Annotated in this window: 24 protein-coding genes; 15 read left to right on the top strand and 9 right to left on the bottom strand. The window is 67.4% G+C overall.

Features of this window, described 5'->3' with window-relative positions:
* Positions 1-27 precede the first annotated feature (27 nt).
* Positions 28-1,302: an ABC transporter substrate-binding protein gene (locus JOF43_RS07010; protein WP_209900605.1), complete on the bottom strand. Its 1,275-nt coding sequence runs from the start codon at positions 1,300-1,302 to the stop codon at positions 28-30.
* A 330-nt stretch (positions 1,303-1,632) separates the two neighbouring features.
* On the opposite strand from JOF43_RS07010, the gene JOF43_RS07005 reads away from it, so the two are divergent.
* On the top strand, positions 1,633-2,424 hold the full coding sequence (locus JOF43_RS07005) for a DeoR/GlpR family DNA-binding transcription regulator (RefSeq protein ID WP_209900603.1): 792 nt from the start codon (positions 1,633-1,635) through the stop codon (positions 2,422-2,424).
* Here the strand turns inward: JOF43_RS07005 and JOF43_RS23270 are convergent.
* Positions 2,331-2,783 (bottom strand): AbgT family transporter, encoded by a 453-nt coding sequence (locus JOF43_RS23270; RefSeq protein WP_209900601.1) that lies wholly within the window; start codon positions 2,781-2,783, stop codon positions 2,331-2,333. The two genes, JOF43_RS07005 and JOF43_RS23270, sit on opposite strands and share 94 nt — an antisense overlap.
* Before the next feature lie 169 nt (positions 2,784-2,952).
* Here JOF43_RS23270 and JOF43_RS06995 point away from each other — a divergent pair, with 169 nt between their 5' ends.
* Genes JOF43_RS06995 through JOF43_RS06975 form a run of 5 tightly spaced genes read left to right on the top strand, consistent with a single transcriptional unit; the run spans position 2,953 to position 8,138 of the window.
* Positions 2,953-4,002, top strand: a complete 1,050-nt coding sequence (locus JOF43_RS06995; RefSeq protein WP_209900599.1) for a LacI family DNA-binding transcriptional regulator — start codon at positions 2,953-2,955, stop codon at positions 4,000-4,002.
* A 43-nt stretch (positions 4,003-4,045) separates the two neighbouring features.
* Positions 4,046-5,392 carry an extracellular solute-binding protein gene (locus JOF43_RS06990; protein ID WP_209900597.1) on the top strand — a complete coding sequence of 449 codons (1,347 nt, stop codon included), beginning with the start codon at positions 4,046-4,048 and terminating at the stop codon, positions 5,390-5,392.
* Positions 5,389-6,267, top strand: coding sequence for a carbohydrate ABC transporter permease (locus JOF43_RS06985; protein WP_209900595.1), 879 nt, complete (start codon positions 5,389-5,391; stop codon positions 6,265-6,267). Before JOF43_RS06990 ends, JOF43_RS06985 begins: the two co-directional genes overlap by 4 nt.
* 1 nt (position 6,268) lies before the next feature.
* Entirely contained in the window at positions 6,269-7,102 is an 834-nt protein-coding gene (locus JOF43_RS06980; RefSeq protein ID WP_209900593.1) for a carbohydrate ABC transporter permease, read from the top strand.
* A 43-nt stretch (positions 7,103-7,145) separates the two neighbouring features.
* The gene (locus tag JOF43_RS06975) at positions 7,146-8,138 is read left to right on the top strand and encodes a glycoside hydrolase family 130 protein (protein ID WP_209900591.1); all 993 of its coding nucleotides are present in this window, start codon (positions 7,146-7,148) and stop codon (positions 8,136-8,138) included.
* A gap of 60 nt (positions 8,139-8,198) precedes the next feature.
* On the opposite strand, the gene JOF43_RS06970 is transcribed toward JOF43_RS06975, so the two are convergent.
* Entirely contained in the window at positions 8,199-9,368 is a 1,170-nt protein-coding gene (locus JOF43_RS06970; protein WP_209900590.1) for an ROK family transcriptional regulator, read from the bottom strand.
* Between the two features lie 188 nt (positions 9,369-9,556).
* Here JOF43_RS06970 and JOF43_RS06965 point away from each other — a divergent pair, with 188 nt between their 5' ends.
* The 5 genes from JOF43_RS06965 to JOF43_RS06945 are packed head-to-tail and all read left to right on the top strand — an operon-like array spanning position 9,557 to position 14,886.
* Positions 9,557-10,573, top strand: coding sequence for a Gfo/Idh/MocA family protein (locus tag JOF43_RS06965; protein ID WP_209900588.1), 1,017 nt, complete (start codon positions 9,557-9,559; stop codon positions 10,571-10,573).
* A 15-nt stretch (positions 10,574-10,588) separates the two neighbouring features.
* Complete coding sequence (locus JOF43_RS06960; protein WP_209900586.1) at positions 10,589-11,947, top strand: ABC transporter substrate-binding protein; 1,359 nt, start codon at positions 10,589-10,591, stop codon at positions 11,945-11,947.
* Positions 11,948-11,951: 4 nt separating this feature from the next.
* Positions 11,952-12,866 carry a carbohydrate ABC transporter permease gene (locus JOF43_RS06955; RefSeq protein WP_209900584.1) on the top strand — a complete coding sequence of 305 codons (915 nt, stop codon included), beginning with the start codon at positions 11,952-11,954 and terminating at the stop codon, positions 12,864-12,866.
* Positions 12,863-13,789 carry a carbohydrate ABC transporter permease gene (locus JOF43_RS06950; RefSeq protein ID WP_209900582.1) on the top strand — a complete coding sequence of 309 codons (927 nt, stop codon included), beginning with the start codon at positions 12,863-12,865 and terminating at the stop codon, positions 13,787-13,789. The genes JOF43_RS06955 and JOF43_RS06950 overlap by 4 nt, the downstream gene beginning before the upstream one ends.
* Positions 13,789-14,886, top strand: a complete 1,098-nt coding sequence (locus JOF43_RS06945) for an ABC transporter ATP-binding protein (RefSeq protein ID WP_209900580.1) — start codon at positions 13,789-13,791, stop codon at positions 14,884-14,886. Before JOF43_RS06950 ends, JOF43_RS06945 begins: the two co-directional genes overlap by 1 nt.
* A 90-nt stretch (positions 14,887-14,976) precedes the next feature.
* On the opposite strand, the gene JOF43_RS06940 is transcribed toward JOF43_RS06945, so the two are convergent.
* The 3 genes from JOF43_RS06940 to JOF43_RS06930 are packed head-to-tail and all read right to left on the bottom strand — an operon-like array spanning position 14,977 to position 17,336.
* Positions 14,977-16,002, bottom strand: a complete 1,026-nt coding sequence (locus JOF43_RS06940) for a LacI family DNA-binding transcriptional regulator (protein ID WP_209900578.1) — start codon at positions 16,000-16,002, stop codon at positions 14,977-14,979.
* 46 nt (positions 16,003-16,048) lie between these two features.
* On the bottom strand, positions 16,049-16,375 hold the full coding sequence (locus tag JOF43_RS06935) for a hypothetical protein (protein WP_209900575.1): 327 nt from the start codon (positions 16,373-16,375) through the stop codon (positions 16,049-16,051).
* Positions 16,376-16,406: 31 nt separating this feature from the next.
* A complete protein-coding gene (locus tag JOF43_RS06930; RefSeq protein ID WP_209900573.1) occupies positions 16,407-17,336 on the bottom strand; it encodes a DUF6772 family protein in 930 nt (309 codons plus the stop codon).
* A 166-nt stretch (positions 17,337-17,502) separates the two neighbouring features.
* On the opposite strand from JOF43_RS06930, the gene JOF43_RS06925 reads away from it, so the two are divergent.
* Genes JOF43_RS06925 through JOF43_RS06910 form a run of 4 tightly spaced genes read left to right on the top strand, consistent with a single transcriptional unit; the run spans position 17,503 to position 21,355 of the window.
* Positions 17,503-18,792 carry an ABC transporter substrate-binding protein gene (locus tag JOF43_RS06925; protein ID WP_209900571.1) on the top strand — a complete coding sequence of 430 codons (1,290 nt, stop codon included), beginning with the start codon at positions 17,503-17,505 and terminating at the stop codon, positions 18,790-18,792.
* Complete coding sequence (locus tag JOF43_RS06920) at positions 18,789-19,712, top strand: carbohydrate ABC transporter permease (protein ID WP_209900569.1); 924 nt, start codon at positions 18,789-18,791, stop codon at positions 19,710-19,712. The genes JOF43_RS06925 and JOF43_RS06920 overlap by 4 nt, the downstream gene beginning before the upstream one ends.
* Positions 19,699-20,547, top strand: a complete 849-nt coding sequence (locus JOF43_RS06915) for a carbohydrate ABC transporter permease (RefSeq protein WP_209900567.1) — start codon at positions 19,699-19,701, stop codon at positions 20,545-20,547. Before JOF43_RS06920 ends, JOF43_RS06915 begins: the two co-directional genes overlap by 14 nt.
* A 25-nt stretch (positions 20,548-20,572) precedes the next feature.
* Positions 20,573-21,355: an alpha/beta hydrolase-fold protein gene (locus JOF43_RS06910; protein ID WP_209900565.1), complete on the top strand. Its 783-nt coding sequence runs from the start codon at positions 20,573-20,575 to the stop codon at positions 21,353-21,355.
* A gap of 63 nt (positions 21,356-21,418) precedes the next feature.
* Here JOF43_RS06910 and JOF43_RS06905 read toward each other — a convergent pair whose 3' ends face one another.
* The 3 genes from JOF43_RS06905 to JOF43_RS06895 form a co-directional block, all read right to left on the bottom strand.
* Positions 21,419-22,717, bottom strand: coding sequence for an alpha-L-fucosidase (locus JOF43_RS06905; protein WP_209900563.1), 1,299 nt, complete (start codon positions 22,715-22,717; stop codon positions 21,419-21,421).
* A gap of 105 nt (positions 22,718-22,822) precedes the next feature.
* Entirely contained in the window at positions 22,823-23,677 is an 855-nt protein-coding gene (locus JOF43_RS06900; RefSeq protein ID WP_209900561.1) for a carbohydrate ABC transporter permease, read from the bottom strand.
* Positions 23,667-24,605: a carbohydrate ABC transporter permease gene (locus JOF43_RS06895; RefSeq protein WP_342592102.1), complete on the bottom strand. Its 939-nt coding sequence runs from the start codon at positions 24,603-24,605 to the stop codon at positions 23,667-23,669. Before JOF43_RS06895 ends, JOF43_RS06900 begins: the two co-directional genes overlap by 11 nt.
* Positions 24,606-24,610: the final 5 nt, after the last annotated feature.

Genomic DNA, 24,610 nt, shown 5'->3' with positions numbered 1-24,610 from the left:
CAGATCGAAACGCGCGATGACTCGGGGTCAGAACTGGGCCATCCATGTTTCTTGCGCTGCTGTCAGCGCCTGGTCCACGACCTGCGATCCTTCGAGCGTCTTCTGCAGCTGTTCGGCGAAGTCGCGCATCAACTGTTCGGCGACAGGAAGGCCGACGAACTCGTTGATCGGAGTTCCGCTCTGCCAGACGTCGAAGGCGGCCTTGATCACCTCGTCCTCTTCGACGCTGTCGGGGACCGCTGCGGAGTTGCCGGGGAAAGCGTTGGCGGCCGTCGCGATCCGCGAGTTGACGTCTTCGCTCATGAGGAACTCGACGAGCTTCCACGCGGCGTCTTTGTTCTCGGATGCTTCTGCGACGCCGATTCCCCAGCTGCCGTAGGTGACACCGGGCTCTCCGTCGGCATCTTCGCTCCGGGGCATCGCGGCAACCTCGAAGTCCAGGTCTGGTGACCCCTCGCGGAGCAGATTCACATGCGCGATGGTGTCCACGATCATTGCTGCACGCCCTGAACTGAACTCCTCGACCTTGTCCTGCTCCTTCAGCGTTGCGGAACCTGGGGCGATGAGTCCCTGCTCGTCGAGCTCGAGGATGAAATCGACGGCGCTCTGGACCTCAGGGCTCTCCAGTGCTGGCTTCCCGTCGGAGAGCATCGACTGGCCATTCGCCCACAGCCAGGACATGACGTCGTTCTGCACGCCGTTGGGCGCCTCGAGCGACAAGGGGAGCACCCACCCCTGGGCATTGCCGTCGACGTCGACCGCTGCCTGCGCGGCAGCTGAGAATTCCTCCCGTGTCGCAGGAGGCTCGTCGACGCCGGCCTTGCTGAGAACATCGCGGTTCATGAACAGGATGTAGGGGAAGTTCGCGACCGGGATCATCCGCGCAGCGCCATCGAACTCGACCGTGGCAGCCAGATCTGAGCCATCGTAGGACGCATCGGCCATGAGCTGATCGAGGTCCGCCAGCGCTTTCTGCTCAGCGAGGCTGTTGACCCATGCCCCGTCCAGCCCCATCACATCGGGCATCGTGCGGGACGCTGCTCCGGCGATCAGCTGCTCCTTCGTTGCTGCGTAGGGCCCGGAGAGCAGTTCCACGGTGATTCCCTCGTGCGAGTCCTCGAACTCATCCATCAGACCGCGCAGGAACCCGTCCGGGAGCTCCGGCTCCCACCACTGCTGGAACTCGAGCTTCCCGTCACCGCCAGATCCACCCGATCCTCCGCACGCGGTCAGAGCTCCCGCCGCAGTGGCGGCTCCCACCCCTGCGAGGACCGTGCGGCGACCCAGAGCACCGTTGCTCATGACAACCTCCTGTTGCGACTTACTGCCACTCTTTGCTGTCTTATGCGCGCTTCTGCGGGCATGGCGAGGACAGTAGGCGAGGCGCAGATCACCTGTCAACCATGGATTGGCGCCTGGGCTTGGGGGACTGTGGCACCTCGACCCAGCAACAAGAGGCGCAAAGTCGCGCCACTACCAGCATCAAGTGCGCTATTCTGCGTCAAAGTGCGCATTCGGTGGTTCGCGAGATAGCGCTCCCGCGATCCGCAGCGAACGCACAATCACGCGCGGCCCTCCACCCGGGCCGAGCACGACTCAAGACCGGGCCGCTGAGGTCGGAGGGAGAACAGGATGTTGCCAGCAGGCAGGAAATCCGAGCTCGAGGCGATCGTTTCGACCTCGGGGCACGTCACGGTGACCGAGCTCGCCAAGCGGTTCGACGTATCAGCCGACACCATCCGGCGCGACCTCGATGCTCTGAGCACCGAAGGCAAGGTGGTCCGCACGCGCGGGGGTGCCATGAGCAAAGCGACCACTGCGTGGCCCGAGCTGACGGTGAACGTGAGGCAGGAAGTGCAGAACGAAGCGAAGGAGACCATCGCCGACCTAGCCGTGGGACTGGTTTCCGACAGCTCATCGATCATCGTCAACGCGGGATCGACAGGGCTCGCCGTCGCCCGGCGCCTCGCAGATCTGCGCGACCTGACAGTCGCGACGAACAATGTTCTGATCCCGAGCGTGATCGATCCAGCCTGCCTCCGCGAGCTTTACCTCCTCGGCGGTCGGGTACGCATCGGATCTCAGGCCACCGTGGGCGCACTGTCCCTGGGCCTCTCCCCCAACGGAGGGCACATCTCCATCGCTGCAGACATCGCCCTCATCAGTGTCGGTGCTATCTCCGCAGACAGGGGATTCTCGACCGGCGACCCGGGCGAGGCACAGATGATGGGCTCGATGATGGAGCGCGCTGACATCACCGCCCTGATGGTCGATTCCTCGAAGTTCGAGAAGCGGCTCTTCGCCGAGGTCGCGCCTCTCGCCGCAGCCGATTACCTCATCACAGATGCGCCACCACCAGCGCAATTGGCCGACGCGCTCGCCGATGCGGGGGTACAGATCCTGGTCCCCTCTGGCGATTCCTGAGCTGCGTCCAGAAGGTCTGGAAGGAGTTCGCGCTGTCCAACCGGGCGGTCTCCTCGAGCACACATGATGGCGACCACGACGATGAGCAGTGCCAGGAGCAGCGGGATCGGCAGGTTGATCGCCTGGAGCATGCTCGCGCCCCACACCGCGAGCATCCCGGCGATGTTCGTCCGCTGGAAGTAGGCGACTAACTGGGAGATGAAGAAGAACAGGGCGATGACGGGGCCGAGCTCCTTGACTCCGTGAGCCATGAGGGTGCCCGTCTCGCGCCGGATGGACCCGACCGATCCCGAGAGCTTCCCGTACACGAAGCCGGCGGTCAGGAACGCGAGAGCGGTGATGGGGGCGATCCCGGACATCACCGGCACCGCGTCGACGCCGCGCTCCGCGCATCGGACTTCGCGCGATCATCCGGCCTCGGGGTCTTGACAGAGCGTTCTCCGACCGCTTGCATGGACGCCACTCAAACCGGTTTGCATCGGCGGGTCCCAGTTGCGAACTTCCCAGCACGGCACGAGGAGGTGGGCGATGACGTCATCGCACAGAGCGACGATCGGTGACGTCGCGCGCCGTGCCGGTGTCTCCAAGGCGACGGTCTCCTTCGCGTACTCGGGCAAGCGCCCCGTCTCCGAGGGCACCCGTCAGCGGATCTTCGAGTCGGCGGAGAGTCTCGGGTGGACGGCGAGTGAGAGTGCCCGTGCCCTGGCCAGCTCGCGCACCGCCACCATCGGGCTCGTCATCGCGCGTCGCCCGGAGATCATCTCCGCCGACCCCTTCTTCCCCCGCTTCATCGCCGGGTGCGAAGCAGTGCTCGCGGAGGCCGGGATGGGCCTGCTGCTCAGCGTCGTCACCACAGAAGAGGACGAGACCGCTGCATACACGCGGTATGCCGCCGGACGCGTCGACGGCGTGATCCTGCTGGACATCAAGCACGGCGACCGCCGGCCCGCTCTCATGCGCGCGCTGGGGCTCCCCGCCGTGATGCTGGCCCCGACCCGGCCGGAGCCTCTCCTCGAGGACGACGGCATGACCCTTCCGGCTGTGATCGCCGAGAACGCCACGGCGATCCACGAGCTCGTGGGCCTGCTCGTCGAGGCCGGGCACCACCGGATCGCCCACGTCTCCGGCCCGCCGCACTACGTCCATGCGACAGAGAGACGCGCCGCTTTCACGGCGGCGATGACCGAACACGAACTGGATCCGTCGCTCGTCATCGAAGGTGACTTCACGGCCGCCTCCGGCCAGGCCCGCACCGCCGAGCTCCTGGACCAGGTGCCACGCCCCACCGCGATCGTCTACGCGAATGACGTCATGGCCGTCGCCGGGTTGTCCTTGGCCCGCAGCCGCGGTCTGCGCATCCCCGAGGACCTCTCGCTCACGGGATTCGACGACTCCGATCTCTCTGGTCACCTCTCCCCCGGCCTGACCAGCGTCTCCACCCGGCCCGACGAAGTCGGCGCCACCGTGGTCCGCACCCTGCTCGAGGCGCTGGGCGGGGCGTCGGGCCCCGTGGTCCGTGTCGAGGGACCGACTGTCGTCCTCCGCGGCAGCATCGGCCCGCCACCCCCACCGGTCTGAACCTGCCCCCACACCCGCCGGACCCGTCCACCCGAGGAGAACGATGACGTCCCTCCATGCACCACCCGAAGCACCACCCGCCGGGCCGACTCGGCGGGCCGTCGCCCGCGGGGCGTTGGCCGCCGCAGGACTGGCAGCGGCGAGCCTCACCTCCGCCTGCTCCCGCCCGGTCGTCGCGGATCAGGCGGCTGCACGCCAGTCGCGCGGCCCCATCACCGTATGGACCTCCAACAACGAGCAGGAGCTCGCCTGGGGGAAGACCGTCACCGATGCCTGGAACGTGGATCACCCCGACGAGAAGGTCACGCTCCAGGAAGTGCCTGCCGGAGCCAGCACCGAGGAGGCGATCACCGCCGCCATCGTCGCCGGCACGACGCCCGATCTGCTGTTCGCCGTCTCCCCTGCCGCGACCTCCGACTGGGTCCGCCAGGGTGGCCTCGTAGACCTCTCCTCGTTCGACGGCGGGAGCGAGTACATCGAGGACCGCGTGGGCGAGGTGGCCCGTGGGTACGTCCATGAGGACGGCCGCTACTACCAGATGCCGTGGAAATCCAACCCCGTGATGATCATGTACAACCGCAAGCTCTTCAAGGCTGCCGGTCTCGATCCCGATGACCCTGGAATGACCTCCTACGAGACGTTCCTCGACGGAGCACAGAGGATCGTCGATGCGGGTGCCTCCCGCTCCGCGATCTGGCCCGCCCCGACGGCCGAGTACTTCCAGTCCTGGTTCGACTACTACCCACTGCTGCTCGCCCAGACCCACGGGACTCGTCTCATCGAGGACGGCTCGGCGACCTTCGCCGGTCCCGAGGGCATGGCCGTCGGGGAGTTCTGGGCCCAGATCTACGAGCGCGGGCTCGCCCCGCAGGAGACCTCCACGGACAATGCCATGGCCGTGGGCACCACCGCGATGCAGATCGCCGGGCCCTGGGCGATCGCCTCCTACGACGGCACCATCGACTACGGGATCATGCCCGTCCCCACCCAGGAGGGGGTCCCGCCGGAGCAGATCACCACCTTCGCCGACGCCAAGAACGCCTCGATCTTCACCTCCAGCCGGAATCAGCGCACCGCCTGGGACGTGCTCCGCTTCGCGACCGACGTCGACCAGGACCGCACGCTGCTCGACCTCACCGGGCAGTTGCCGATGCGCACCCACCTGCTCGAGGTGCACCCGCAGTTCTTCGAGGAGAACCCCGTCTACCGCGCCTTTGCCGAGCAGTCGGACCGCGTGGCGGACGTCCCCAACATCTCCGGAGCGATCGAGATCTGGCAACGGTTCCGCGACGCGTACGTGGCGTCAGTGATCCTCGGCAAACGCGGAGTCTCCGAAGAGTTCCCCTCCGTCGCCCGCGACATCGACACCCTGCTGGGAGCTCGATCATGATCACCCGACTGTTCGGCCGCCAGCCGTTCGGACTGGCCATCGCCGCGCCCTACATCGTGTTCCTGGCGGTGGTGATGGCCTATCCGCTGGCCTACGCCGTGTGGATCTCCTTCTACGACTACGTCTTCGCGGCCCCCGGAGTGAGTCTCGATCACGAGTTCGTGGGCCTGGCGAACTATCGCGCGGCGCTCACGGATCCGCGGGTCCAGCAATCGTTCGTGAACATCGTGGTGTTCCTCGCGATCAACGTGCCGCTCACCGTCTCGCTGTCGATGGTGCTCGCCTCCGCATTGAACGCCATCACCCGCTGGACCGCCGCCTTCCGGGTGGCGTTCTACGTCCCCTACGTCACGGCGAGCGTGTCCCTGATCGGGGTGTGGATGCTGCTGTTCTCCGAGGACGGGATCGTGAACTCGATCCTCGGACCGCTCGCCCCGTCACCCTCCTGGCTGGTCAATGACGCATTGGCCATGCCGTCGATAGCTCTGTTCGTAACCTGGAAGCAGCTCGGCTTCTACATCCTGCTGTACCTCGCAGCGCTCCAGGCCGTGCCGCGGGAGCTGTACGAGTCGGCCTCCACCGATGGCGCCGGGGCACTCCAGCGCTTCTGGCACATCACCGTCCCCGGCGTCCGATCGACCACCCTGATCGTGCTGATCCTGTCGATCATCGTCGGCGCGAACCTGTTCACCGAGCCGTACCTACTCACCAACGGCGGCGGGCCCGACGGTGCCTCGAGCTCCCCGGTGCTGCTGATCTACCAGAAGGGCATCCAGCAGGGGAATCCGGACGTCGCCTCGGCGATCGGGGTGCTCCTCGTGATCGGCGTCGGCCTGCTCTCGCTGATCTCGACTCGCCTCACGAAGGAGTCCTGACATGCCTCGTACGCTCAAGAACGTCGTGTTCTACCTCGTGCTGGCCCTCATGGCGCTCGCCTTCTTCGCCCCGTTCTACTTCATGGTGGTGGGAGCCTTCCAGGAGAACCCCACCAACACCCCGGGCGACCTGTTCCCCACCGATGGGTGGACCCTGCAGAACGTCGCGAGCATCAACGAGCGCATCTCGCTGGTGCGCTCGCTCGCCAACTCCCTCGTGTTCGCCCTCGGGGTGCTCGCGGGCACCCTGACCTTCGGGCTGCTCGCCGGGTATGCCCTGGCCCGACTGCAGTGGCGCGGTCGCACCAGCTTGTTCGTGGTGATGCTGGGCGTGCAGATGGTTCCCTTCCAGCTCCTGATGATTCCCCTGTACGTGCAGGTCGCCTCGTACTACCAGCTCGGCGACACCTACGCGGGCATGATCCTGCCCTTCCTCATCAACACCGCAGCGGTGTTCATCTTCCGACAGTTCTTCCGGGCCCTTCCCGAGTCGATCTTCGAGGCGGCCCGCATCGACGGTGCGGGCGAACTGCGCGTGCTGTGGTCGGTGGCGATCCCGATGGTGAAGCCGGCGATCGCCACGGTCGTACTCATCACCTTCATCGGCCCGTGGAACGAGTTCCTCTGGCCCTTCCTCATCACGAAGGACGCGTCGATCCAGCCGTTGGCCGTGGCGCTCGCGAACTTCATCTCGAACGCGGCACGGGCGGAAGCCAATCCCAACGGAGTCATCCTCGCCGGTGCCTGCGCTCTCGCCCTGCCCGTGGTGATCCTGTTCTGCCTGTTCCAGAAGCACTTCCGCCCGTCCGACATCGGTGCCGGGGTCAAGGGCTGACTCGGCGCCGTCACACCGCATCCGATCAACGTCAAGGAGAAGCATGTCCACCGTGTCCCTGTTCGGCGGCGCCACGTTCCCGCTGGGCCCGTTCGTCCCGTACGAGAACAACCCGATCCTGCGTCCGACGGGCGACAGCTGGGAGTCCTCGAACCTCTACAACCCGGCAGCTCTGGTGGTCGACGACCAGGTGGTGCTGCTGTACCGGGCGCACGCGGACGACATCGTCTCCCACATCGGTATCGCCACCAGCGCGGATGGCTACACCTTCGAGCGCGAAGACGCCCCCGTCCTTTCCCCTGAGCACGACTACGAGCGGTTCGGCTGCGAAGACCCGCGCATCGCTTTCATCGAGGGCACCTACTACCTCACCTACACGGGCTGGGACCGACAGATGGCGCAGCTGTGCCTGGCGACCTCGCCCGACCTGCGGAATTGGACCAAGCACGGGCCGCTGTTCGAGGACTTCGACACCTTCAAGACCATCGATCCCCGTGGACACAACTGGTCCAAGGCCGGCGTCATCGTGCCCCAGCAGATCCACGGGACGTGGTGGATGTACTTCGGCGAAGGTGGTATCTACTGGGCCACCAGCGACGACCTGATCCACTGGACCCCGGGGACCCGCGACGACGAGCCCATGTATCTGCCCACGCCCGGCACCTTCGACGAGGCCCTCGTCGAGATCGGGACCTCTCCCGTGCTCACCGACAACGGTCTGCTGATGATGCTGATCAACGGAGCGACCCGATTGGTGCACGAGGACGGGACCGTGGGGGTCGACTATCGCTGCGGACAGATCGCGATCGACCCCGCCGAGCCGACCACCGTGCTGGCGCGCCTGCAGGAACCCTGGCTGCGGCCGCAGACCTACGAGGACACCCACGGGCTCGTCTCCAACGTCACCTTCGTGGAGGGACTGGTGAAGTTCCGCGGGAAGTGGTTCGCGTACTACGGACAGTCGGACACGACGCTTGCCGTGGCGGTGGCTGACCCTGCGGAGTCTTTCGGTGTGGGCCAGCGTGCGGACGGATGAGGTTCCCACAGCAGCCGCGCCGGCCCGCCCGGCGATCAGGATCTGAAGACCGGCGACGGACTACCGATCCACGTCCAAGGAGAACTGCGAGGACAGCAGCAGCCCGGCGGCGCCCAACAGCGTCGCCCGGTCGTCGTCGGGCACGGCGATGACCTGCGGCAGGGACCGGCGGCGGGGAAGCATCCGGCCGAGCTCCTCGGCGAGCGCCTCCTCGACCGGGCGCCCACCGTGCCCGACGTCGCCGTGGATCAGGTAGCGCTGCAAGCCGAGCATCTGCTCCAGATCGGCGATCCCCAGGGCGATGTTCTCGAGGTACCGCTGCAGCAGGTCCGCTGCCGGTGAACTCTCCGCGGCCAGCGCGACGAGCGCGGAGCAGGTCATCTCCTCAGCTCCGTCGAGGCCCGCCCGCTCGGCTTCGCGGCGCAGCCACGGCAGGGTAGCGACGGTTTCCCAGCAGCCGATCCTGCCGCACACGCATCGCTCCCCGTCGCGGTCCACGACGATGTGCCCGACCTCGCCGCCGGCTCCCTGGTCGCCCCGGAGGACCCGGCCGTGGTGGACCATGCCCACGCCGAGCACCTCGCCCGTGTGGAGCGAGGCGAAGGTGGTCAGCTCCCGCCCGTGACCGAACCAGAGATCGCCGATCGCCTGCACGCGAGGGTGGTGGTCGAGAACGACCGGGACTCCGAGGCGCTCGCCCAGCAGCGCGGCCACGGGCATCCCGGTGAGGGCGGGGGCCCGGTAGATCTCGAGGATCGCGCCCTGGTCCGTGTCGACCATGCCGGCCGCGGCGATCCCGAGCCCCAGCACCGTGGACCCCGCGAAGAACTCCTCGCTAGCGGCGACGATGCCGCCGATGGGGTCGTCCTCATCGAGCGGGACCCGCTGTTCCTGCACGATCTCCCCGTCCATCCGGAGGATCGCCTGGTGCAGGCCGTCGCCGGAGATGTACGCGCATCCCAGCAGCGCGGCATCGCTGAACCAGAGCGGCCGGGCCGGCTTCCCGGCGCGGCTCGCCCCCGGCCTGGCTCCCTGCTGCACCGGGGCGAGCTCCACGAGCAGCCCGGCATCGAGGACCGGTTGCACGATCGTGGAGACCGTGGCTCGGCTGACGCCGAGGGCACCGGCGAGATCGGATCTGCTCTGGGGCCCCTCGCGATGCAGGAGCCGGATCAGCCGGGCCCTGTTCGCGGGCCCGAGATCCGCCGCGGTCAGCACCGCATCGCTCATCGTCGGCGCCCCTCCCCCGTCATCGTCATCGTGCCTCTGCCCCTGCGAGCTTCGCGCACGCAGTCCACCGCTGTCCGCCCTTCCCGTCACGATCGTGTCTCGCCATGAGAACACTCTGGACGTTCCCCGGCATAGTTTGTAGTGTCCTCCAACATATTCTATCACCCGAGTACACAGAGGTACCGCACATGGGGACTCCCCGCATCGCAATCATCGGCGGCGGCCTGCGCGGACGGATTTTCGCCGAGACCACGCGAGACCATCCCGGCGCCGAGCTGGTCGCGATCTGCGAACCGAATCCCACCCGCGCCGCGCAGCTCGCGACCGACCCGGACGTCGCCACCGCGGCATCCATCGACGAGCTGCTGGAGCGAGGCTCCGAGCTCGACGCCGTGGTCGTCGCCACCCCCGACTTCGCGCACGAGCAGCCCGCGGTGGCCGCCCTCGAGGCGGGCCTCGACCTGCTGGTGGAGAAGCCCCTGGCCACCACCTCCGAGGAGGCGCAGCGGATCATCGCGGCCGCGGAACGGGGCGGCGGCCGCATCGTCGTCGGCTTCGAGAACCGCTGGAACCCGCTGTTCCAGGCCGCGCGACACCAGATCCAGGAGAGCGGCCACGCCCTCCTCTCCCAGCGGGCGCTGCTCCAGGACACCCTGTTCGTCCCCACGCAGATGCTCAGCTGGGCCGCGCTCTCCAGCCCCGCCTGGTTCCTCATGCCGCATTCGCTGGACATGGCCACCTGGCTCTCCGGCGCCGAGCCCGTCGAGGTGTTCGCCCGGGGGGTCAAACGGCTCCTCCCCTCTCTCGGCGTCGACACCTACGACCGGATCTCGGCGAGCTTCGCGATGTCCGACGGATCGCTCCTTGACCTCGACAGCGGCTGGGTGCAGCCGCTGGGGAAGTCGTCGGTCTTCGAGTTCCGCTTCGAGGTCGAGACCGAGGGCGACTCCTTCACCCTCGATATCGACGACACCGGCGGGCGGCACGCGACCGCCGAGCGGACGTCCACCCTGGGCGCACTCCCCCATGACCATCGCGGGCGCCCGCAGGGTGCGCCGCCCGCCATGATGCGCGACTTCCTCGACCTCGTCGCCGGCGCGGACCTCGACCTTCCCGGCGCGGACCAGGGGCTGCTCATCACGCGAGCGATCGAAGCGATCCATCGCTCGCTCGAGACCGGTTCTCCCGAGCAGATCACCCCCTGAAGGGAGCAGATCCTCATGGCCCTCTCTCCTCGTTCCGCCACCCGCCGCGGGGTCGCCACCCGCCGCCGGGTGCTCGGCGCCGGAGCGACCGCCGGTGCGCTCGGCCTGTCGGCCTGCGTCATGCCCGGATCCGAGCGTGCCTCCGGTCGGGGCGCCGGAGCGTCGGCTCCGCTGGCGCCGGACGGGTCCGACCACGCCGGCACCGAGATCTCGATCCTCGACGACAACACGAATCTCGTGTTCAAGCAGGGGTTGATCGAGCAGTTCGAAGCGGAGACCGGGATCGTCGTCAAGAACTACGAGATGGCGAACTTCAACGATCTCCACGACCGCTTCGCCACGGCGTTCGCCGCCCAGGACGCCTCCATCGATGTCGTCATGACGTGGGCCGGGTGGTCGGCCGAGTTCGGCCAGGCCGGGTGGCTCCAGGAGCTCGCCCCCGACGCCATTCCCGAGGATCTGATCCGTCCCGCGCTGGATGCGGTCAGTTGGGACGACACCGTCTTCGGGCTGCCGAAGTTCGCGAGCGTCCAGACCATGTTCTGGAACCAGGAGCACTTCGCCGAGGCCGGCCTCGATCCGGAGACGGTCCCGGAGACCTGGGACGAGTTCGTCGCGGCCGCCAAGGCGACCACCGTCGACGGGCGGTACGGCTACTGCTGCGATATCGGCAATCCGGCCGGCGCCTACCAGAATTTCCTGCGGTCGCTGCTGCTGGCCGGCGGGGAGCTGTACGACGCGGACTGGATCCCTCAGCTCGACAGCGAGGCCGGCATCGAGGGACTGACCAAGATGGTCGAGCTCCTGCATGTCCACAAGGCCATGGATCCCACGTCGCTGCAGATCACCAATGCCTCGGACCTCATCGAGATCTTCGCCCAGGGCCGCACCTCGACGGTGTTCAACTGGCCGTTCCAATGGGCGTCCGCCGTGGCGGAGGATGCCGCCACATCGGCCGGGACCACAGGGAACGGGCTCATTCCCGGTATCGCCGTGCGCACCTCGTCCATCGACGGCTCGGAGGGCTACGCGATCAGCACCTTCTCCCAGCACAAGCAGGCAGCGCTGAAATGGCTGCAGTTCGCCGCGAGCGCCACCGCGCAGAAGGAGATCGTCGAGCAGGAAGGGTGGCTGCCGGTCTCCCGGACCATCCTCGAGGATCCCGCGACCCTCGAGACGCTGCCCGTCGTCGAGACGTACCAGGAGGCGACGCAGCACCCGGTCGAGCGCTACGGGACCCCGTGGTCCAACGAGCTCGACCAGCTGCTGTCCGTGCAGATCTTCCGCGCCATGAACCAGGAGGCCGAACCTGCGCAAGCGCTGCAGGCGGCGCAGCAAGAGCTCCTGCCGATCGTCGAGAAGTACATGGGATGAGCACATGACACGTCGCACGCTCACCGCCGCCGAGCGCGGAGATCGCCGGTTCGCGGTCCTCGCCGCCTCCCCGGCCGTCCTCACGATCGGCGCACTGTTCCTCTATCCGCTGGGTTACGCGGTGCTGCTGTCGCTGTATCGGCTGAACGACAAGATGCCCGGTGCCACCGCGTTCATCGGCCTCGAGAACTACGTGCAGCTGGCCACCGACGCGAACTTCCATCAGGCGCTGGGCCGCACCTTCGTCTTCTGCCTGGTCACCGTCTTCGGCGGGGTCGCCCTCGCCGTCGGGATCGCCGCGCTGCTGCAGAACCCGTTCCGCGGCCGCAACCTGGCCCGGGTGCTGCTGCTGGTCCCCTGGGCCGTGCCCCCGGTCGTCAACGGCATCATGTGGAAGCTGATCTTCGATGGCTCCTACGGCGCCGTGAACGCCGTGCTCGAAGGCCTCGGCCTCCTCGACGCGCCGATCCAGTGGCTCGCCGACCCGCAGCTGACCATGGGCGTCCTCATGCTCTCCGAGGTCTGGAAGCTCACGCCGTTCCTGGCCCTGATGACCATCGCCTCGATGCAGGCGATCCCCTCGAACATCTACCGGGCGGCCTCGATCGACGGCGCCGGGGGCTGGGACCGCTTCTGGAAGGTCACTCTGCCGAACCTCCGCGGCACGCTGATGTTCCTGCTCATCGTGCAGTCGATGTGGTCGATCAAGGTGTTCGACACGATCTATGTGCTCACAGGCGGGTCCGGCGGCCCCGCCGAGGCCACGACCACGATCAACTTCCTCGCCTACCTCACGACCTTCAGCTACCTGGATCGCGGCTACGGCGCCGCCCTGTCGATCACGATCATGGCGATCGTGATCGCGGTGACCGGGTTCTGGATCCTGGTGCTGGGCCGACGGAAGGAGAAGGCCTCATGACAGCCCTTGCCTCCCCCGGGCCGGAGACTCCGCGCCCGGAGACCACCGCTCCCCGGGACGCGGGTACCGTCCCCCGGGGCCGCCGGGGCCGCCGGGGCCGCCCGAGGCTCGCCAGCACGATCGTGCACCGGGCGATCGTGGCGCTGCTGATCCTCTACCTCACCGTGCCGTTCGGGTGGTTGGTCGTCTACAGCATCTATCCCTCGAGCAACCTGCGCTCCACCCGCATGGACTTCTCCCTCGGGGACATCACGCTCGGGGAGTACGCGAGCCTGCTGTCCGACAGCTCCTTCGTGGTGCCGATCCGCAACTCCCTGTTCGTGGCCACGGCCACCACGATCATCTGCATGATCCTGGGCTCGCTGTGCGCGTACGTCTTCGCCCGCTTCCGGTTCCGCGGCCAGCAGACCCTGCTGCTGTCGATGATGGCCGTCCAGGCCATCCCTGCCGTCGTCCTGGCTGTGCCCTTGTTCGTGCTGCTGCGGGCGTTCGGGCTCTACGACTCGCTGCTGGGGATGATCCTCACCTACACGGCCTTCATCCTGCCGCTGGTGATCTGGATGATGGTCAGCTTCTTCGAGTCGATCCCCGTGAATCTCGAGAAGGCCGCCCGGGTCGACGGCTGCACGCGACTGGGGATCGTGCGCCGCGTCGTGCTGCCCCTGTCCGGGCCGGGCTTCGCCGCCACCTCGATCTTCGCGTTCATCACGGCCTGGAGCGACTTCTTCCTCGCCAAGGTCCTCACCTCGAACACCACCCCGCTTCTGTCCGTCCGGACCGCATCGTTCCAGGGCCTGTTCGCCATGGACTACACCGCGGCCGCGACCGCCGGCGTGATCACCGCCCTGCCGGTGCTGGTGCTCGCCCTCCTCGCCCAGAAGTGGATCGTCCAAGGCATCACAGAAGGAGCAGTGAAGGGCTGATGGCTCAGATCGAACTGCAGGGAGTCAGCAAGAAGTTCTCCCCCAAGGATGACCGCTACGCCGTGGAGCATCTGACCTACACGATCCCCGACGGGAGCTTCGTCTCCCTGCTGGGCCCGTCGGGCTGTGGGAAGTCGACCACGCTGAACATGATCGCCGGCCTCGAGTCCGTCACCGAGGGCTCCATCGTCGTCGACGGGAAGGCCGTCGAGGATCTCGAGCCGCACAAGCGCGACCTCGCGTTCGTCTTCCAGGACTACGCGCTGTACCCGCATCTCTCGGTGGCGGACAACATCGCCTTCGGCCTGAAGATGCGCAAGATACCGAAGGCCGAGATCGACCGGAGGGTGCTGGAGTCCGCGGAGAAGCTCGAGCTCGAGAACCACCTGAAGCGCCGGCCCAAGGCGCTGTCGGGCGGTCAGCGCCAGCGGGTGGCCTTGGCCCGCGCCATCGCCCGCCGCCCCGGTGTGCTGCTCTTCGACGAGCCGTTGTCCAACCTCGACGCCCTGCTGCGGGACAAGACCCGCGCCGAGCTCAAGCTCCTGCACGCCGACATCGGCGCCACGAGCGTCTACGTGACGCACGATCAGGAAGAGGCGATGAGCCTCTCGGACGTCATCGCCGTGATGAGCGCGGGGCGCCTGGAGCAGTACGGGACCCCCGCCGAGATCTATCGGACCCCGGCCACGGAGTTCGTCGCCGGGTTCGTGGGCAAGCCGCGGATGAACATCTTCGATGCGACCGTGGTCGGCCCCCATCGGGTGCGCCTGGACGGCACCTCTCTCGAGGTGGAGGTCCCCGAGGCTGACCTCGACGGACACACCACGGTGCGGCTCGGACTGCGCCCCACGGAGTGCACCCTGGAGCCGGGTTCCGAGACCGAGCACGACGGGACGATCATGGTGGTCGAGCCGCTGGGCAATGCCACCGACATCATGCTGCGTCTCGGCGAGGGAGTCTTCATCGTGAGGGAGCCCGGATTCTCAACCCTCGCCCCGGGCGACCACGTGCGGCTGGACGCGAGGGAGGCCGAGCCGCACGTGTTCGATGCGGAGACGGGGAACCGGCTCGGCAGCGATCGTCCCGACAGCCGCTGAGGTGCGCGCGGTCGCGACCCCGGGCCCCGCTCCCCGTGATCGAGGGTCGATGCTCGGCGAGGAGCCGGCCATGCCTGCGTAGTCCAGCAGTCAGCCGCTCCGCTCACCGGGCGCTGCCGTCGATCCTCGCTCGAGGAGACGCGGGGCCGGCTCCTCGAGGACGGTCGCGCCCCCGGCCGGAGAGGCGATCTGGTCGATCAGGAGATCCACGGCCAGCCGACCGATATCGGCCAGGGGAAGCTCCACGACCGTCAGCGGCGGGTTGAGATGCTCTGTGAACCAGGCGTTGTGGATGCTCACTACCGAGACGTCGCCCGGGATCGACAGCCCGGCAGAGATGACTCCGGCGTGGACCCCGAGCGCGCTGGTGGAGGTCACCACGACCAGGCCCGTGGCCTTGCCGCCGGCCGCGAAGTACTTCTCGATGCCGGCGCGCGCTGCGCCGGCGTCCCAGCCGCCGGAGATGGCCGGGATCGGAGCGACGCCGGCCTCGTCGAGCGCGTCGAGATACCCGCGCACGCGGCGGTCGGAGGTCGCCCCCTCGGCGCCCACGAAGGCGATCTGCGTGTGCCCGAGCTCCAGCAGGTGCCGCGTCGCGACCGACGCGGCGGCGGTGTCGTCGAGGCGCACCGTCCGCAGACCCGGCGTCTGATCCGCGTTGAAGACGACCGAGGGTACGGAACCCGCGACCTCCTGCAGGCCGTTCCCGTCTGTGGAGAATCCGCTCTGGATGAGCAGGCCGTCCACCCGGTGCCCGCGGACGAGCGCACGGAACGCGTCCTGGCGCCCCACGAGCTCGCCCGCGTTGAGCAGGACCACCGAGTACTTGCGCTCCGCGGCGGCGATCTGCGCCGTCTCGACGAACTGGGCATAGATCGGATCGTTGACATGGTGCAGGGCGAACCCCAGGAGCCCGGTCTGGGAGTTCCTCAGCGCACGCGCCGAGGCATGCGGCGTGTACTGCAGCATGTCGATCGCATCCAGCACCCGCGCGCGCGTCTCCGGTCGGACCTTGAGCGTGGGGTCCTCGTTGAGTATCCGCGAGACGAGGCCCGGCGAGACCTCCGCGAGCTTCGCGACTTCCGACAGCCGCGCCGTCTTCCGGGAGCCCTGCATGTACTTCTCCGTCCGACTAGCCCAGCGGCCCGAGGGCCCACCCGATTCAGCCCTTCAGGTTGAGATGCACCAGGATACGGGCCGGCCGCTCCTCGCTCGCCCCCTCGATCTTCAGCCGCACCCAGGTGCCGAACACGGTCAGGCTGCTGTCCAGCATCGCCTGGTCCTCGGGGAGGGTGCGGGCCTCGCCCCGGGGGATCCAGGTGATCCCGTCGGGGGAGATCTCGGTGCTCACGCTGAGCTCGGGATGGTCTCCCTCCACCTGGGTGAAGAAGACGGCCTCCGTCGCCCAGCCGGCCTCGTAGGGAAGGGTCGTGTGGTCGGAGGTGATCCGGATCCTGCGCGCCAGGACGGAGGTGTTGGTGGTCTGCACTGCGTGTTCCTTTCGTCGTCTCGGATCCGGGTCACTCGGTCGAGTACACGACGGAGTCGAGGAAGAGGTGGACGGGTCGGTCGTTGTCCGTCTCCACGTAGAAGATCGGATTGATGAGGTTGTCGATCGAGCGGTACCGGTCGGCGAGCGTCGGCTGGATGCCGCGCAGGTCGAACACCTCATCCATGCTCTGCAGCTCGATGTACTCGCGCTTGTCCACGTCCACCAGCAGCCGGAAGTACAGCCAGTTGATCTTGTCCGGGCTCTCGTTGTAGAGCAGGTCCTGCTCCCCGCCGGGCACCCACTGATAGCCGTCCGAGGAGCCGTCCTCGTGCCGTCGGCCGTACCAGAGGTTGTCGATCCCTGGCTTGCACCAGCCGTCCTCGACACCGAAGTTCCAGTCCGCGTGGGTCACGCCGTCGGCGACCTTCCAGTACTGCCACTTCTTCACCAGCTTCCCGTCCAGGGAGTTCACGTAGCGCACACCGGGCATGTACCGGTGCTCGCCGTCCTGGACGTCGAAGTAGAAGCCGAAGGCGCGGATGTCCTCCTCGCCATGGCCGATGCGGTCCTGCGCCGGGGTGTAGGAGTACCAGGCCTCGATCTGGATCTTCGAGGGGTCACCGAAGCGGGAGAGCCGCTTCAGAGCGATCCCCATGCTGCCGTCGGCGGGGGGCTCGGTCGAAGGAGCGGCGGACGCCCCCGTCGTCAGCTTGAGGGAGTAGGTGCCCTCCATCGACCCGTGGGAGGCGGCGAACCGCATGGGGGCCGAGCTGAGCATCGAGGGAGCCCAGCTGGTGAGGTCCACGGCGCTGTCGAAGGATTCGTAGTCGTCGTAGACGAAGTTCGGGGTGAGGTCCATCCACCCGTTGAACCCCGTGTCGAAGTCGTCGAAGGTGATCACTCGGTCGAGCGGGTTGAAGCGCTCGAGCTGCCGGTCATAGGCCAGGAACTTCTGCATAGCTGCCTCGTGAAATCGTTGTAGTCGCGGAAGTGGAGGCGCCACAGGACACTGAACAGGACTGATGCCCTGCAGTCCTCCAACGTTGCGCCGATCAGTATAGCGTTATACCCTACCAGGACGGTAGCGCGCGACGTCGCGCGCTCTGCAGACGGGAGGGCTTCACATGCGACGACGCAGTTTCCTCGCCGACGTCGGGCTCGCTGCGCTCACCACGGGCCTCGCCGGGTGTTCGTCGGGGTTCACGCGGAACCGACCGGAGGGCACCGGCATCACGCTCCGCATGACCATGTGGTCGTCGGACCCCGGCCAGCTGGCGGTCTTCGACGAGATCGCCGACGAGTTCACGGCCGATCACGACGCCGTGACGATCATCGAGTTCGAGAGCCTCACCCTCGACCAGCTCGACATGGTGCTCACCACCGGCATGACTGCCGACGACGCCCCTGATCTCACGTGGCTCCCCGTGGAATCCAGCCTCGAGTACATGGACGCGGGCGCCCTGCTCGACGCCCGTCCCGTCCTCTCCTCCACGGCCGGCTACGACCTCGACGATCTCGTGCCCGACCTCCAGGAGCCGTGGCGCCGGGGCGATGCCCAGTACGGCGTGCCCTTCTCCACCGGGCCGTTCATCATGTACTTCAACAAGGACCTCTACGCCGAGGCAGGCGTGAAGTCCCCGGCGGAGCTGCTCGCCGAGGACGACTGGACATGGGAGGCGTTCCGGCAGACCTCGAAGCAGCTCACCGAGGCGACAGGACTCCCCGGGTACGTCGTCAATGATTTCGAGTTCCAGAACTGGACCCGGTTGCTGCCGATCATGAACGCGTACGACGCGTCCCCCTGGGACGAGGACGCCACACGGTGCACCGCCGACAGCCCCGAGATGCGCGAGGCCCTCGGCGTCTTCCACACGATGGTCTTCGAGGACGGGTCCTCCCCCGTGCCCGGACAGCAGGTCGACTTCTGGGGCGGGCAGGCAGGGGCCACGTCCGCCTTCCTGGGCGCCAGTTCGCTGCTCGAGGGCGCGACCTTCGACTGGGACATCGTCCCCACTCCGGGCGGGCCGGCCGGTGACGTGCAAGCAGTCGGGCAGTCCGCCATCGTGGCGCTCGCGGCCGGGAAGAATCACGATGCGGCCCTGGAGTTCCTGGCCTTCCTCACGAACCGCGAGAACGCCAGACGGATCTCGGAGTTCTTCCCACCCGCGCGCGAGAGCCTTCTGAATGCCGAGGTGCTGGCCGAATCCTCGGGCCTCCTCACGGCACCGGATCTCGAGCCGATCGTCGAGTCGATCACTCGCCGCGGCCGCATCTTCCCCGTCGCGCCGAACGGTGCCCGGGTCGCCAATGCGCTCGACTCCTCCTTCGACGAGTTCGTCTACCGGCCGGACGCGGATCTCGACGAGGCGCTGCCCAAGGTGTGCCACGCGATCGATCCGGTGCTGAGCGCATGACCGCGTCGACGGGCGCCTCCTCGGTGCGGGGCCGCGCCTCGGGGCGCGAGAAGGGGCGCAACCTCTTCGGATACACGCTTCTGGCCCCACAGATGATCGGGTTCACCGCAGTCGGCGTGGTCGCGATCGTCTGGGTGATCTGGCTCAGCGTCCACGACGTCAATGTCCTGGCGGGCACGCAGGAGTTCATCGGGCTCGAGAACTATTCCCGGATCCTCACCGACCCGAGCATGATCACCGTCCTGCCGAACACCTTCTTCTTCGTCTGCGTGCTGAGCATCGCGGGCACGATCATCGCCCTGCTCCTCGCTCTCCTTCTCGATCAGGCATTGCGCGGGATCAACATCTTCCGTTCCATCATCTTCATCCCGGCGCTGGTGACGATGGTGGCCTGGGCGCTGGTGTGGAGTTTCATCGTCCAGCCCGACGGTCTGCTCGACGCCCTCCTGGGCGCCGTGGGGATCGATGGGCCCCCGTGGCTGCGCGGTGGCTGGCTGACCCTGGTCGTGTTCGCCCTGATCCAGTTGACCAAGAACGTCGGCATCAACGTCATGATCCTGCTCGGCGCGTTGCAGGCCGTCCCGCATGAGCTCGTCGAGGCGGGCCGGATCGACGGGGCGGGCCCGCCCCGCATCCTGCGCAGCGTGGTGATCCCGCAGATCTCACCCGCGATCCTCATGGTCTTCATGTTGACGGTCGTGGGGTCGTTCAAGGTCTTCGAGGTCGTCATGCTGCTCACCGAGGGCGGGCCGGGCGTGCAGAGCTCGGTGCTGGCCTTCGAGGTCTACAAGCAGGGTTTCCTCCTGAACGACATCGGCTACGCCAGTGCGCTGGCAGTGCTGCTGTTCGTGCTGATCCTGCTGCTCACGGCCGCCATCTGGCAGGCCAGGAAGCGAGTGGTGTTCCATGAGAACGACTAGTCGACGCAGGCTCCTCGGGCGCACGCTGAACTACCTGTTCCTGTGCCTGGTCGCGTTCGTGGCCCTGACGCCGATCCTGTGGATGATCAGCGCTTCCTTGAAGTCTCCCAGCGAGATCCTGCGGTATCCGCCGACGATCATCCCGGAGGAGATCCGGTGGGAGAACTACACCGACGTCTTCGCGCTGCAGCCGTTCGCGCAGCAGTTCCTCAACTCCGTGGTGATCATGGCGCTGGTCGCCGTCCTCACTCTCGTCATGTCCGTCCCTGCCGGATACGCCTTGGCCCGGATCAAGCCGCTCGCCTCCGGCGCGATCTTCCTCGCCCTCCTGAGCGTGATGTTCATTCCCCCGGAGGCGACGATCATCCCGCTGTTCCAGTACGCGGCGGCGCTCGGGTGGGTCGACACGCATTACCCACTGGTCGTCTTCACCGCCGTGCTCGTCACCGCACCGATCGCGACATTCGTGATGCGCCAGGCCTTCCTGACGTTGCCGGCGGAGTTCGAGGACGCGGCCGCCCTCGACGGCTCCGGCCGGTTACGCACCATGCTCCAGATCTTCGTGCCGCTGGTGCGGCCGTCGCTGGCGTCCGTCGTGGTCCTCGCCTGCTGGTACAGCTGGAACCAGTTCCTCGAACCGCTCATCTATCTGCGCTCGCCGGAGAAGCTGACCGTCCCGGTGGCGCTGACGCACTACGAGGACCCCCTCGCCGGTCCGCTGTGGGGCGTGCAGATGGCGGCGACCACGCTGTCCATCATCCCCGTGCTGCTGGTGTTCTTCCTCGCGCAGCGCCATGTGGTGTCCGGGCTGACGGCGGGCGGATTGAAGTCCTAGTCACCACCATCGCGAGAGGATCCTCATGCCTGCGCAGTACTCCGCACCGCTGCATCTCGACTATCTGCAGTACACCGTCAGATCGGACCGGCAGATGGTCGAGACGACCATCCGCGTTCTCGAACCCGACAACCTCGAGTCGCTCGAGAACCCGCGGGTGCTGTACCTCCTGCCGTCCAGCCCGGAGCTGAGCCACCGTTCCGGCGACGGCCTCGACGAGGTCCTCCGCCACGACCTCCATCACCGGCACGGCCTCGTGGTGGTCGCCCCGACGTTCTCGGACTGGCCGTGGATGACGGACCTGCCGGATCGGCAGATGTTCCAGCAGGTCCTGTACTTCCTCGAGGACGTGGTGGGGTTCATCGACCGGCAGTATCCGAGCCTGCCTCGCCTCCTCGCCGGGTACAGCAAGGGCGGTTCCGCGGCTCTCCAGCTGCTGCTGCGCTATCCGGAGCTGTTCCGGGCTGCCGCCGCGTTCGACTCCCCGCTCATGAAGGAGCAGCCCGACCAATGGGAGATGCCCTACTACTGGCCGAACCCGGAGCATTTCCGGGATTTCGCGATCCCGCACCTCGTGAGAACGCGTGGCCACGAGCTCGGTGAGGCACCGAGGATCGCGCTGTTCGGGTACGGGAACTTCGGCAAGCACGCACCGGAGTGGACCTACGACCACCTCAGCGCGGCCCACGAGCTCATGGACGAGCTCAGCATCCCGCACCACTACGACAACGACACCCACCGGGAGCATCGGTGGGACTCCGGGTGGCTGCCGGACGCCGTGGCCGCCCTGGAACGCATGTCGAGGTGATCGCGCCCCAACCCGCAGAGAGCCTGCGAGCACGCGACGCGGATGCCGCTCCCGCGCAGGGCGTCATCGGCGGTCGTCCGTGCGCCGTGCGCTGACGGCCACCGGGGCGGCGTCCTCGCCAGCAAGCTCCACCGTCACGCCGCCTGCGGGCCAGTCGTAGCCCTCCGGAAGATCCGCGGCACCGATCGCCAGATCGCCCTGCGGGCCGCTGAGGAACACGGAGCACGTCCCGTCCTGTTCCACGGCGCGAGCCCAGCGCGCCCCGGGGATCTCCAGCTCGCCGAGGCCGCGCGAGCCGGCCAGCTGCGCCTTGTGCTCGGCCATGAACTCGCCGAGCGCCTCGAGCACCGCCACCTGCAGCTCGGGCAGCGTGCCGTCGGCGCGGGGGCCGACGTTCAGCAGCACGCGCCCTCCCTTCGAGACGGCATCGACCACGTGGCGAACCGCCTGGGCGCCGGACATGTACTGCGATTCGTCCTCGACCTGGTTGTACCCGAAGGACAGTCCGATGCCGCGGCAGTTCTCCCAGGGCTGGTCCTCGGGGATCTCCCCGGCCTGGTACTCCGTGGTCACGAAGTCCTGATGCGCTCCCGCGAAGCGGTCGTTGATCAGCCCCTCCGGACGCTGGGAGTAGAAGTGCTCGAGCAGCTCGCCCAGCCCGCCCGCCTCGAAGTGGAAGTTCTCGTCGGGCCAGCCGATGTCGTTCCAGAACACGTCCGGCTGGTAGCGGTCGATGAGGTCGCGCATGTGCGCGCTGCAGTACGTGCCGTACTCGTCGTCCCGGGGACGCTTCAGGTCACCGACGTCCTCGCCGCTCACGAGCGGCTCCGTCGGCCTCACGTGCCAATCCAGACCGCCCGAGTAGTACACGCCGAAACGCAGGCCGGCATCCGTCGTCGCCCGGGCGATCTCGCCGACGAGGTCCCGGCGCGGGCCGCGCCGCACGGTGTTGCGGTCCCCCGTGCCCGGGGCGTCCCACAGGGTGATCCCGTCGTGATGCTTGGTGGTGGGCACGACGTAGTCGGCGCCGGCCCGACGGAACAGCTCCGCCCACGCGGCCGGGTCGAAGGCCGAGGGATCCCACTGGTCGAGGAAGTCGTCGTAGGGCGCATCGCCGTGGACCTTCCGATGGTGCTCGCGGGCGGGCGAGCCCTCGATGCGGCTGGTGTTGAAATACCACTCCGCATAGGGATTGTGCGCGAACCAGCCGAGGTCGCTCTCGATCGCACCGAGTTCGGCAGTGGGCTCGGCCCAGGCCGGGACCGAGTACGGGCCCCAATGGATGAAGATGCCCAGCGGGGCGTCGCGGAACCAGTCGGGCAGTCGCTGCGGAAGGGCGTCCCACGTGTCGTTCTCACGCATGGAGGTCTCTCTTTCTGAGGTGTCGGGTCGTCGGGGTCGTCGAGGGTCGTGGTGGCTGGTCGAAGGCGACAGAGCGTCGTGCCGCGGGTGAAGTGCTGGTCGGTCTCAGCGGCCGCCGAAGCCGCCCATCGACACCCCCTGCTGGAGCTGCTTCTGCAGCAGGACGACGATGAGGAGGCTGGGGAGGACCACCAGGGTGACGGCGGCCATGAGAGGGCCCCAGTCGGTGCCGCGTTCGCCGGAGAACATCTCGAGCCCGATCGGCACGGTGGCCATGGCCGTGTCGTTGACGACGATCAGGGGCCACAGGAAGCTCCCCCAGTACTCGATGAACGCGAAGACGAACACCACCGAGATCGGTGCACGGAGCAGCGGGACCACCACGCTGACGAGGGTCCGGAGCCGGCTCGCGCCGTCGAGGGTGGCCGCCTCCTCGTAGTCCGGCGGCAGCGAGAGGAGGAACTGCCGGATGAGGAAGGTGCCGAAGGCGCCGAAGGCGAAGGGAAGGATCAGCGCAGGATAGGAATCGACCAGTCCCGCCTTCTCCACCATCAGGTAGAGCGGGATGACCAGCACCTCCTGCGGGAGCACCATGGTCGCGAGGAACGCCCCGAACAGCGTCGCCCGGCCCCGGAAGCGGAATCGTGAGAACGCATAGGCGCTCAGCACGGACACCGTGACGGTCAGGGCCGCTCCGGCGAACGCGATGAGCACGCTGTTGATCAGGATGCGTCCGAAGGGGATGTCCGTCGACGCCACCACGTAGTTGCTCCACTCGATGCGCGATCCGAGCAGACTCGTCCCGGTGGCGAAGACCTCGTCGGTCGGTTTCAGCGAGGTCGCGATCATCCAGACGAAGGGGAAGAGGAAGATCAGCCCCGCCACGCAGATGAGCACTCGCGAGAGGACCTGTGGGAGGGCGATCGAGGAGCGTGACCGGTGAGCGATCTCAGCTGTCATAGGTGACCCACCTCTTCTGCTGGCTGAACTGGACGGCCGTGACGAGCATGACCAGCACGAACAGGACCCAGGCGATCGCTGAGGCGTAGCCGAGCTTGTCGAAGGAGAACCCGTTGCGGTACAGATGCAGCACGAGGGTGTTGGTCGCGTTGCCGGGACCGCCTTCGGTGAGGGCGTACGGCTGCGCGAAGACCTTGAAGGCACCGATCACGGTCATGATCGTGCAGAAGAAGATCGTCGGGGAGAGCATCGGGAACACCACTCGGAAGAAGCGGCTCACCGCCCCTGCCCCGTCGATCCGCGAGGCCTCGATGACGCTGGGATTGATGCCGGCGATCCCCGCGCCGAGCACGATGATGTTGTACCCCATTCCCTGCCAGAGGGACATGACCACCAGCGAGAGCATCGCCCAGAACGGGGTGTTCAGCCACTGCGGCCCCTGGATCCCGACCACGCCGAGCATCTGGTTGACGATGCCGTCGTCGTTGAGCATCAGCCGGAAGATCAGGGCGTTGCCGATCATCGGCGTCACGACCGGGATGAAGAAGAGCACGCGGAAGAAGGCGGCCCACCGGCCCCCGAGGTTCATGAGCCAGTAGCTGAGGCCGAGGGCGACGGCCAGGTTCACGCCGGTGTAGAGGATCGCGAAGATCAGCGTGTTGCGCAGGCTGATCCAGAAGGCCGGGTCCCCGGCGAGCAGGTACCGATAGTTCTCCAGCCCGACGAACTGCGGCGCGCCGAACAGCGGCCAGTCGAAGAAGCTGATGATCAGGGAGGCGACCAGCGGCACCACGATGAAGAGCGCGAACCCGAGCATGCCGGGACCGAGATAGGGCGAGGCCGCCCGGAAGCCGTGGCGCTGCTGGGAGCGCGGCCCACGGGGACTCGGCGATTTCGCGGGAGCCGCCTGCAGAGGACTCGTCGTCACCGAGA

This window comes from Brachybacterium sacelli (assembly GCF_017876545.1).
Lineage (GTDB): Bacteria > Actinomycetota > Actinomycetes > Actinomycetales > Dermabacteraceae > Brachybacterium > Brachybacterium sacelli.
This window is presented reverse-complemented; position numbering and strand designations above follow the sequence as displayed.

Bases quoted from the DNA above. Each gene is read 5' to 3' on its own strand.
- JOF43_RS06940 (WP_209900578.1), bottom strand. From the start codon at position 16,002: ATGCAGGGCTCCCGGAAGACGGCGCGGCTGTCGGAAGTCGCGAAGCTC.
- JOF43_RS06915 (WP_209900567.1), top strand. From the start codon at position 19,699: ATGAGAACGACTAGTCGACGCAGGCTCCTCGGGCGCACGCTGAACTAC.
- JOF43_RS06905 (WP_209900563.1), bottom strand. From the start codon at position 22,717: ATGCGTGAGAACGACACGTGGGACGCCCTTCCGCAGCGACTGCCCGAC.
- JOF43_RS06990 (WP_209900597.1), top strand. From the start codon at position 4,046: ATGACGTCCCTCCATGCACCACCCGAAGCACCACCCGCCGGGCCGACT.
- JOF43_RS06965 (WP_209900588.1), top strand. From the start codon at position 9,557: ATGGGGACTCCCCGCATCGCAATCATCGGCGGCGGCCTGCGCGGACGG.
- JOF43_RS06945 (WP_209900580.1), top strand. From the start codon at position 13,789: ATGGCTCAGATCGAACTGCAGGGAGTCAGCAAGAAGTTCTCCCCCAAG.
- JOF43_RS06970 (WP_209900590.1), bottom strand. From the start codon at position 9,368: ATGAGCGATGCGGTGCTGACCGCGGCGGATCTCGGGCCCGCGAACAGG.
- JOF43_RS07010 (WP_209900605.1), bottom strand. From the start codon at position 1,302: ATGAGCAACGGTGCTCTGGGTCGCCGCACGGTCCTCGCAGGGGTGGGA.
- JOF43_RS23270 (WP_209900601.1), bottom strand. From the start codon at position 2,783: ATGTCCGGGATCGCCCCCATCACCGCTCTCGCGTTCCTGACCGCCGGC.
- JOF43_RS06920 (WP_209900569.1), top strand. From the start codon at position 18,789: ATGACCGCGTCGACGGGCGCCTCCTCGGTGCGGGGCCGCGCCTCGGGG.
- JOF43_RS06955 (WP_209900584.1), top strand. From the start codon at position 11,952: ATGACACGTCGCACGCTCACCGCCGCCGAGCGCGGAGATCGCCGGTTC.
- JOF43_RS06995 (WP_209900599.1), top strand. From the start codon at position 2,953: ATGACGTCATCGCACAGAGCGACGATCGGTGACGTCGCGCGCCGTGCC.
- JOF43_RS06900 (WP_209900561.1), bottom strand. From the start codon at position 23,677: ATGACAGCTGAGATCGCTCACCGGTCACGCTCCTCGATCGCCCTCCCA.
- JOF43_RS06910 (WP_209900565.1), top strand. From the start codon at position 20,573: ATGCCTGCGCAGTACTCCGCACCGCTGCATCTCGACTATCTGCAGTAC.
- JOF43_RS06975 (WP_209900591.1), top strand. From the start codon at position 7,146: ATGTCCACCGTGTCCCTGTTCGGCGGCGCCACGTTCCCGCTGGGCCCG.
- JOF43_RS07005 (WP_209900603.1), top strand. From the start codon at position 1,633: ATGTTGCCAGCAGGCAGGAAATCCGAGCTCGAGGCGATCGTTTCGACC.
- JOF43_RS06980 (WP_209900593.1), top strand. From the start codon at position 6,269: ATGCCTCGTACGCTCAAGAACGTCGTGTTCTACCTCGTGCTGGCCCTC.
- JOF43_RS06985 (WP_209900595.1), top strand. From the start codon at position 5,389: ATGATCACCCGACTGTTCGGCCGCCAGCCGTTCGGACTGGCCATCGCC.
- JOF43_RS06925 (WP_209900571.1), top strand. From the start codon at position 17,503: ATGCGACGACGCAGTTTCCTCGCCGACGTCGGGCTCGCTGCGCTCACC.
- JOF43_RS06960 (WP_209900586.1), top strand. From the start codon at position 10,589: ATGGCCCTCTCTCCTCGTTCCGCCACCCGCCGCGGGGTCGCCACCCGC.
- JOF43_RS06930 (WP_209900573.1), bottom strand. From the start codon at position 17,336: ATGCAGAAGTTCCTGGCCTATGACCGGCAGCTCGAGCGCTTCAACCCG.
- JOF43_RS06950 (WP_209900582.1), top strand. From the start codon at position 12,863: ATGACAGCCCTTGCCTCCCCCGGGCCGGAGACTCCGCGCCCGGAGACC.